The 8,413-nt window shown below is 45.5% G+C and carries 8 protein-coding genes; 6 read left to right on the top strand and 2 right to left on the bottom strand.

All coding sequences use genetic code 11. The features are described from left to right. The first annotated feature begins 62 nt into the window (after positions 1 to 62). The 6 genes from AC0J20_RS22905 (at position 63) to AC0J20_RS22880 (ending at position 4,171) form a co-directional block, all read left to right on the top strand. The gene (locus tag AC0J20_RS22905) at positions 63 to 728 is read left to right on the top strand and encodes an OmpA family protein (RefSeq protein WP_473023532.1); all 666 of its coding nucleotides are present in this window, start codon (positions 63 to 65) and stop codon (positions 726 to 728) included. A gap of 27 nt (positions 729 to 755) precedes the next feature. Then, a complete protein-coding gene (locus tag AC0J20_RS22900; protein WP_229529625.1) occupies positions 756 to 1,541 on the top strand; it encodes a motility protein A in 786 nt (261 codons plus the stop codon). A 215-nt stretch (positions 1,542 to 1,756) separates the two neighbouring features. After that, entirely contained in the window at positions 1,757 to 1,963 is a 207-nt protein-coding gene (locus AC0J20_RS22895; protein WP_473023531.1) for a hypothetical protein, read from the top strand. 68 nt (positions 1,964 to 2,031) lie between these two features. Beyond that, positions 2,032 to 2,430 carry a hypothetical protein gene (locus tag AC0J20_RS22890; RefSeq protein WP_473023530.1) on the top strand — a complete coding sequence of 133 codons (399 nt, stop codon included), beginning with the start codon at positions 2,032 to 2,034 and terminating at the stop codon, positions 2,428 to 2,430. Between the two features lie 72 nt (positions 2,431 to 2,502). Continuing rightward, positions 2,503 to 3,483 carry a zinc-dependent alcohol dehydrogenase family protein gene (locus AC0J20_RS22885; protein ID WP_473023529.1) on the top strand — a complete coding sequence of 327 codons (981 nt, stop codon included), beginning with the start codon at positions 2,503 to 2,505 and terminating at the stop codon, positions 3,481 to 3,483. Positions 3,484 to 3,625: 142 nt separating this feature from the next. Beyond that, positions 3,626 to 4,171 carry a hypothetical protein gene (locus AC0J20_RS22880; RefSeq protein WP_473023528.1) on the top strand — a complete coding sequence of 182 codons (546 nt, stop codon included), beginning with the start codon at positions 3,626 to 3,628 and terminating at the stop codon, positions 4,169 to 4,171. Positions 4,172 to 4,219: 48 nt separating this feature from the next. On the opposite strand, the gene AC0J20_RS22875 is transcribed toward AC0J20_RS22880, so the two are convergent. Both AC0J20_RS22875 and AC0J20_RS22870 read right to left on the bottom strand, forming a co-directional pair. Next, positions 4,220 to 6,037, bottom strand: coding sequence for an alkaline phosphatase D family protein (locus tag AC0J20_RS22875; RefSeq protein ID WP_473023527.1), 1,818 nt, complete (start codon positions 6,035 to 6,037; stop codon positions 4,220 to 4,222). A gap of 103 nt (positions 6,038 to 6,140) precedes the next feature. Next, positions 6,141 to 6,941 (bottom strand): hypothetical protein, encoded by an 801-nt coding sequence (locus AC0J20_RS22870; RefSeq protein ID WP_473023526.1) that lies wholly within the window; start codon positions 6,939 to 6,941, stop codon positions 6,141 to 6,143. Between the last annotated feature and the right edge of the window lie 1,472 nt (positions 6,942 to 8,413).

The following is an 8,413-nucleotide window of genomic DNA, read 5'->3' as shown; positions in this document are numbered from 1 at the left end:
GTTGTGGAACTTAATCCGGAGAGCAAAAAAGAAGCAGCTTAACGGCTTAGGCGACAACTACCTTGAAAAACGCCGAAGGTACCAGTGTAATAGCTCAGGAATTTCGCCCAGGTAAACCAGACACCTCGCCAATGACACGCATCGAACAGGTAACCTTTGAGCAACAACACAGCTTTACAGAAGATATTGCGCCATCCAAAAGTAAAGTTGAGCATAACAGTGATAATTTAAATGGGCAGCATAAACCTGAGCCAGATGTGCTACGCAACAAAGTCAGAAACGCCTTGAAAGACCAGATTAACGCCGGACAATTCGAACTGGATAATCAGGGACAGCAACTGGTTATTCGGATAAAAGAACATGGTTCCTTTGCTTCGGGCAGTGGATTTCTGCAACCCAGATTAAAACCGGTGTTACAAAAGCTCGGCAATGTTCTGGTGGATATTCCTGGGCAATTGGTGGTGTCCGGTCATACAGACAGCAGGACCTTAAGCAATGAGTTATTCCAGGACAATCTGGAACTTTCTGCGGTCAGGGCTATTTCGGTGGCACGGGTACTCAACTACAACGGACAACTAAACAACCTCATCGTCAGAGGCATGGCTGCCAGCCAGCCACTGGTGCCCAATGATAGCCCGGAAAATATGCGCCAAAACCGGCGGGTTGAAATCACCATATCGCAAGGCAAAGCCAAAGAGTCCGCATTTTTGCCTCTGTTACCCAAATAAATGAAATGTTAAACGAGAATTCTGTAAATGGATAAAGGTTCAGTCATCGGCATATTCCTGGTTATTTTTGCGATAGTTGCCGGTATATCCACCGGCGGTGAATCCATCAGCAACTACATCAGCCCCAGCTCAATCGCCATTGTTATACTGGGGACCCTCGGGGCAACTATGTTGAGTGTCAGGCCGAAAGTGTTTCTCAATGCCACGGGCAATATCTGGCTGGCTTTTAAAAGTAACAGTCACAATATGGAAGAGACTATCGACGTCTGTATACGAATGGCGGATAAATCCAGAAAAGGCGGTTTATTAGCTCTGGAAAATGAACAGCTTGATGACCCTTTTGTAGCCAAAACAGTGGATATGCTGGTAGACGGTTACGACCATGAAACCATTGATGCCTTACTTAATAAAGAAATCTATCTCACCCGGGAGCGCAATCAGCAATCGGTCAAGGTAATGAAGACCTTTTCTGAGTTTGCTCCCGCCATGGGCATGGTGGGTACCTTAATTGGTCTGGTTGCTATGCTGCAAAATATGGAGGACCCAAAAACTATAGGCCCCAGTATGGCAATAGCACTGTTAACCACACTATATGGCGCCTTGATTGCCAATGGCATTACTACGCCTTTGGCGAAAAAGCTCAACGCCCGCAGTAATGAAATATTGCTCTATCAAACCCTGGTCAAAGACGCTGCGCTTAAGATCATGCAGGGGCAAAACCCCAAAGCTACCTATGAATTTCTGCAAACCTACGTGGAAACTCACAGGCGCAAATCATCAGATGAACTTAAACAAATCATTTCAGGGGGTTAATCCGCTGACTTTCCCTGAAATCAGGGGGATTTTTCTACTCCTGAACCAAAGCACTGCCGGACACCTAAAGCGACATTGGTAACAGCAGCCCTCAAGTGAGCTTTTACCAATCCAAAACCTGTACTTCAGTACAGTATATTTAGATGAAAAATTGCTTTAGCTTTAAATGGTCCCGAGATTACAGGGATAAAAATCAAACAAACAAGGACACAGTTATGAATGAATTAAACATTTCAGAAGTAAACAATGTATATGGCGGCAATCCCGCTGCGGGCTTTGTCCCGGGGGCACTGGTTGGCGGTCTGATCTATGATGGCATCAAATTTATCGCAAACGAGTTAGCTTCGACACCGCGGCGAACCAGTAGCGGCGGACAAATGTCCCGGAACAACGGTGTTGCCAGCAGAATACAACGACAATAAAAAGTTTAATTAAACACACCTTTGCAGCACTTTTTCAGTGTTGCACAGGGTGTTACAGAGACTAACCAATGCTGGAATTTAAAAAGCTCAATCCCCTCTATTGCAAATGGGCAATCGCCCTGACTTTTATTTTGAACCCCATTTCTTCTGAGCTATACAGACCCTGGATCTATAAAAATAATGTCTGGGATTTTGGTGTTGCAAACTCAATGACCAGTTACCTGGGATGTATAACACTCATCTTCCTTGCCATTTATTTAGATAAACTGCAACCAACTCTCAAAACCATTGTTGCGGTTTCTGTCGGGTGTGTGCTCTACGAGTGCATTCAACCCTTTTTTAAACTGGGTGTGTTTGATATTGGCGACATCGTCGCCGTGCTGTTGGCTAGCTTGTCTGTCATTGTTATCTTGCCCACCAAAATCAGTCCTATAAAAAGCAAGCATCAAACAACTACCAATAACTAATTTCAAACAGTCGTTTAAATTTTTAACAAGCCTGCTACACTCAGTTATCAAGCTGACCATTCAAGGATAATCATGTTAAAAGCAGAATACCAACACCGTGGGCCTGTGCCTCAGGACGTCATCAAGGCAATTGAATTTGAAGCGCCTGAATTACAAGCAGATGAAGTCTTACTGGAATTGCAGGCCTCTCCTATTAATCCTTCTGATGTGCTTACCTTAACCGGTTTATACGGCATTTTGCCGCCTTTACCGGCGATTGGCGGTAATGAGGGAGTCGCCAGAGTGGTATCGCTGGGAGGTAATGTCACAGGCCTGGTCGAAGGCCAGTCGGTATTACTGCCTGTAGGGATTGGCACCTGGTCAACCCATATTGTTGCACCGGCTAAAAAGCTCATCCCGTTGCCTGAAGGAGCGGATCCGCAACAGCTTTCGATGCTTTCCATAAATCCACCGACTGCGGCATTAATGCTATCAGAGTTTGCCGATTTAAAACCCGGCGACTGGGTTATCCAAAACGCAGCCAATTCAGCGGTGGGCAATTACTTGATCCAACTGGCTAAGTTAAAGGGCCTCAGAACGATCAATATTGTACGTCGCGAATCACTGATACAGCCTTTACAGAATATCGGCGCTGACCTGGTACTGGTAGACGGAGACGATTTACCTAAACGAGTTCGCAAAGCCACCGACAAAGCCGACATTAAACTGGCTATTGACGCAGTAGGCGGAGCGGCATCTAACCGATTAGCAGATTGCCTGGCCACTCAGGGTACGCTGGTAAACTATGGCATGATGAGCGGAGAAGCGGCGCAGGTTTCGTCTGCGAATCTGATTTTCAAAGATATCACTGTGAAAGGCTTTTGGTTGGCTTTGTGGTTTCAACACGCCAGCAAAGAAGCACAGCAAAAGCTGTATAACGAATTAGCGATGCTGATAGCTACCGGTAAGCTATCTGCCCCCATTGACAAGGTCTTCAAGGTGGCAGACATTAAAGAAGCGGTTGCTTATGCCGCACAAGGCGAACGCAATGGCAAAGTACTGGTAACCGCATAAAAGCTCTACGGCGACTTAAACAAGTCGCCTTGTTTACTTTCCGACATCGACAAACTTTTACTCCTTTATTTTTATTGCTCCTCAAACTTTTTCATATTGATTGACGACTTACATAACAATTCCCTGACAAAAGGTCGTTGCTATGAAAAGTTTAGACAAGATCGTTATTACGTCTGCTACCGGTTTATTAATCTCCATCTATGCACTGGCAAATCAGACATTGCCTGCAACATACGCCGCAGCCATTAACGATTGTCAAATCATCAAACACATTGCGCTGTCGGAAGAAGAGACCAAAGCCTGGTTGAAAATCCAGTCCCTGGAAGAACAGATGAAATCCATCCACCAACCCTTAAAATCGGTTGAAAAACAGCTTTCAGGTTATGGCAAAGAAATTGAGGAACTAACCAGATTAGCCATCCAGGAGACTGAACAAACACTGTACATCGACAAAGAACTGATGAAAGAGCAGCAAATTGTGGCCGATAAGCTGTCCGCTTTGATGGCGGTCCATGAGGCAGATTTTGAAGCGCTGGGCAGTCTGGGAGAACAAATTAGCGCCGAAACCGATATATTTAGCGACACTATTGAAGATGCTTTTACCGGGCTGGATTACCAAAGGGTTGAGATCTATTCTGCAGAAGAAGGCCCAAATCTGGACTACTGCTCTGCAGATAACATGATGTGATCACTATAACGCTTGTAACAGGGCGGTTTCCCGCCCTGTTGTTCCGTCTTATAGCAGGCTGATACCCGGACTGGCCACCGAAGATTCAGCAGTGCGCGCCCTTGCAACGTTTGCAGAGTACTCCGTACTGCTGATGGTATCCACATAGTGCCATTCACTTACCACTTTATCAGCCGTAAAAGTCAGAGTCATAAAACCCCGGTCCATGGCATTCACGTATTGCAGATCCTCGACTAACTGTTGAATACCAGCTTCCGTTGCCGCCAAATCTTCGGGAGCGATCCCCAGATACACTTCCAGACCGGGAGAAGACACCGAAGGCGTCGCAAACTCGACACCGACAATATCCCCATTAACATCTTTTAAGTTATTGGCCCAGGCGTTATGAGTATCACCGGCCAATACCACCAGGTTTTTATTCAATTGTTTGGCGGTTGCTAACACGACTTCCCGTTCGTATGCGTAACCATCCCATGCATCCAGATTGTATGGAATAGAAGGTAAACTTAGCAGAGTCATCACCTCGGGTGTTAGCCGTGCACTGTTTGCTTGCAGATACGCCAGTTCCTCTGCCGTCAGTGTAGGATCTCCGGCTTGTGCACGTTGAGCCAATATCGCAATCTGCGCCAATTCAGCAAATTGACTCACCGACAGTTGTTGAGTGGCGATCGCCGCAGGTAGCATCATACGGCCCATCAACACTTGCTGGCCCAGTACTTGCCAGGTAGCTGTAGACATAGTCATAGCACCTTGTAACCACTGCAATTGTTCCGCGCCCAGCATAGTGCGATTGGTATCACTAACATCAGCAGTGAAGCTGGCGGCATCTAACGCGCCTGTAGCAGGGTCTATATAATTGGCGTAATCGAGTTGCTGATCTCTCGCCACAACACGCGTATCCAACATATACAAGTCCAACAGATTACCAAAATTAAACTGCCGGTTAATGACTTCATTATTATCTTCGATTACTGGTCTGATTGGCATCCATTCGAAGTAAGCCTGTAGCGCGACTAACTTACGCTCCTCAAAGTCTCCTTCTTCGACCTGATGGTTTTCAGCACCATCTCGCCAGGTGTCATTGGTAACTTCGTGATCATCCCACACCGCGATAAACGGTACTGCGGCGTGTAATTTTTGCAGGCTAAGATCTGTATGGTATTGTGCATAACGCGTGCGATAATCACTTAGAGACACTAATTCTGTTTCAGGTAATACTTCCCGGCCCATAGCGGCAGCATTTTCACTGGCATAACCATCCCGGCCATATTCGTAAATATAGTCGCCTAAATGCAGCACCGCATTTAGTCCGTCTTGCTCTGCGGCTAAATCATAAACATTAAAATATCCAGCCGGAAAATTTGAACAAGACATAACAGCCAGTTTAACAGCAGAAACATCACCTTGCGGTAAGGTTTTAGTCACGCCAACGGGTGATGTACTTTCTCCGCTGATAAAGCGATAGTAATAGGTACTATTTGCCGCCAGATCAATCGCATCGATTTTCAATGTATAGTCGGTATCGGCTGAAATATTAGCAGAACCATTTGTGACCAAAGTCTGAAATTCAGCATCACTGGCTACTTCCCAACTGACGGGCAACTCCCCATCAAAGCCTTCTTCAACCGGGGTAACCCGGGTCCAGAGTATGACTGCAGACTGTGTCGGATCGCCACTGGCAACCCCGTGTTCGAATGCAACAGGTATTGGTGTGGGTTCAGGTACGGGTGTCGGTTCGGGCACTTCAGGCAACGACAAATCGTTACCATCAAAACAGGCCATCAATCCGGAAGATACAATGGCTAAACCCACTCCCCTGGAAGTGAGCTTTAAAAAATGACGTCGGGACAGAGTGTTTATTTTCATGGGTCTTTTCTTATATATTAGGGTTTTAAGAACGTATCATGACCCGATCTGATGACAGCTATGTTAAAAACAAATAACTAAATTCACACTTACAAGACAGCGTTTACGGATACTTCAATTTTAAAATGAGTTTAGAGTCCAGTTCAGACTTTCGTAGCGCATCTTGCCAGACCAGGTCAAATAACTCCTCAAAGCTGCCATCGGATTGCATTTCTTTCAAGGCTTTTTCCAAATCCAGGGCCAAATGCGCATTCTCTTTGCTAAAATAAAAGTTAAAACTGATGGGGTAATACAGCGCGATACTGGGAGAAACGATCATGTCTTTTTCCCGAAAATGTTCTAATTCTGACCAGGCCTCGAACACACTACGCGGCAAGTAGTCTACCCTACCCAGCTCCAATAACTTGAACAAACCAGCATAAGAACTGGTACCCTGAACGGTAAAGCCGTTTGCTTTAAGGATTTGATAATCAGGCCAGTCTGGTGACAAACCGGCGACATTTCGTTGCAACTTAACCCGGTCCAATTGTTTAAACTTTTCCAGGTTATTTTGCTGAATAAAAAGCAAACGATAACCGAATAAACCTTTATATATATCGAAATTAACTTCTTTTAAGTTCTCTTGTCGCTCTGCGGTAGAAATAGCCCAAAAGACGTCAATACCAAGTCCTTTTTCTACCAGCTTTAAACTGCGTCCTCTGGGCATTTGCAACTCGCCTGGATAAAGATCGTATTCTGAGAGTGATTCTGAGCGGGAAAATGCCAGACGCAACAATTGCAACGGGTAGCCCGTTCGTTCATCAAAATGTGCCTCTGCTTTGGGGTAGTACAACTTGTTCGCCTGCGCCTGCACAGCACAGGCGATAACACCTAACAACAGCAAAACTAAGGCTTTACGCTTCATGAAATGTCCATCACTTAAGTTTTAAACTCTACATTCCTAAGTGTAGCAATTAATTGCGGTAAATTAATTTACGAAGACAGCAAGGGTACAAACAATTTCTTGATAGGCCTAGTAACAGACCAGAAACATACATTGAGCTAACTTTGACGAATCGCCGCAGTTAGCTCGTGATATCGGGGAGAAAAATTACATAAATGGTTCTTTGTAGAGAATAATCACAGCTATTACCAAAATTGCTAAAGAAATAAAGACCTTGATCATATCGTTTAGCACCTTCGAAACTGCATCAGACATGTTTACCTCACATGCAAAAACCGTTTTCAGATCGAAATAATAATCCTAAATCTCCGTCTCAGCACTAAAATAAAATAACCAAAGATCAGATAGTTACAACTCTCCTTCTTTTACACTAATCTGTAAACAAGACTCAACATGATACCACGATGGGTTGGGTTGTCATTGTAGATTAGCGTAGCTAATCGCTAGTTAAGATAAAACAGAACTATCACATGGGGGTGAGAGAGGAACAAAGGAGCGAATACCTGGAGCTTTGTCAGGGCTGAACGACCCGGCAAGGATGCCGGGGCTGGGTGACGGTCATCAGGGATGTGTTTACGACGAACCTGCACAAACAACCATTACTTAGCCCGGCCAAACGACTGCACATGGGTGAAACCCGTTTAAAAATAGCGAATACCTGGAGCTATTTTAGGGTTGAACGCGAGACAAGGGGACGTCGAGCTGGAAGCCCCTACCATGGAAGGTTTAAACTTCATAGCTTAAACACAAACAAAAATAGATTACTTCTAGTTACTAAAACGCTGGCAGCCATCACAGGGACGTTTGTGCCCGGTACACTAATCAGCAAACAAGTCTCAACATGATACCCGATGGGTTGGGTTTCCCATTGAGGAGTGACACCAACCTTCGATTTGATGAAGGGTTGCCGCTGAATCGGATAAATGAACTAAATTGAATAAATCGCAGGCAATAAAAAAGGGTTACCTTTCGGTAACCCTTCTTCAAATTGAGAGCCTGGCGGTTGCGCCCGCCATGGATGGCGGAAGTGTCGGAGATTGTCGGGAACAATCTCGACCTACTTTATTCGTCTCATCCCTGAGACTCCCCCCTTCGGGGGCCGTGCTAAAGCACGTTCAAAATCATTCCCGATGATTTTGTCACATGGGGGTGAGGCCGGTATCTTTAGGCGCGCAGCGCCGCCCGGCCGAACGACTCGCCATGGATGGCGAGGCTGGCTGCCATAAGCTACATGGATGTAGTGAATGCCGTTTTTGCAGGAGCAAAAAACGGCCACAGGGATGTTTGTACCTCGTACGCTAATCAGAAATATAATGTTGAAGCTTTCCCGATGGGTTGGGTTACCCATTGAGGTGTGACACCAACCTTCGATTTGATGAAGGGTTGCCGCTGAATCGGATAAATGAACTAAATTGAATAAATCGCAGGCAATA

The sequence above is a fragment of the Planctobacterium sp. R6 genome (genome assembly GCF_055755215.1).
The sequence above is the reverse complement of the archived record's forward strand: the minus strand, read 5'-3'. Positions and strand labels throughout refer to the sequence as shown.

Coding starts and splice junctions, on each gene's coding strand:
- AC0J20_RS22895 (WP_473023531.1), top strand. CDS start 1,757: ATGAATGAATTAAACATTTCAGAAGTAAACAATGTATATGGCGGCAAT.
- AC0J20_RS22900 (WP_229529625.1), top strand. CDS start 756: ATGGATAAAGGTTCAGTCATCGGCATATTCCTGGTTATTTTTGCGATA.
- AC0J20_RS22875 (WP_473023527.1), bottom strand. CDS start 6,037: ATGAAAATAAACACTCTGTCCCGACGTCATTTTTTAAAGCTCACTTCC.
- AC0J20_RS22890 (WP_473023530.1), top strand. CDS start 2,032: ATGCTGGAATTTAAAAAGCTCAATCCCCTCTATTGCAAATGGGCAATC.
- AC0J20_RS22885 (WP_473023529.1), top strand. CDS start 2,503: ATGTTAAAAGCAGAATACCAACACCGTGGGCCTGTGCCTCAGGACGTC.
- AC0J20_RS22880 (WP_473023528.1), top strand. CDS start 3,626: ATGAAAAGTTTAGACAAGATCGTTATTACGTCTGCTACCGGTTTATTA.
- AC0J20_RS22870 (WP_473023526.1), bottom strand. CDS start 6,941: ATGAAGCGTAAAGCCTTAGTTTTGCTGTTGTTAGGTGTTATCGCCTGT.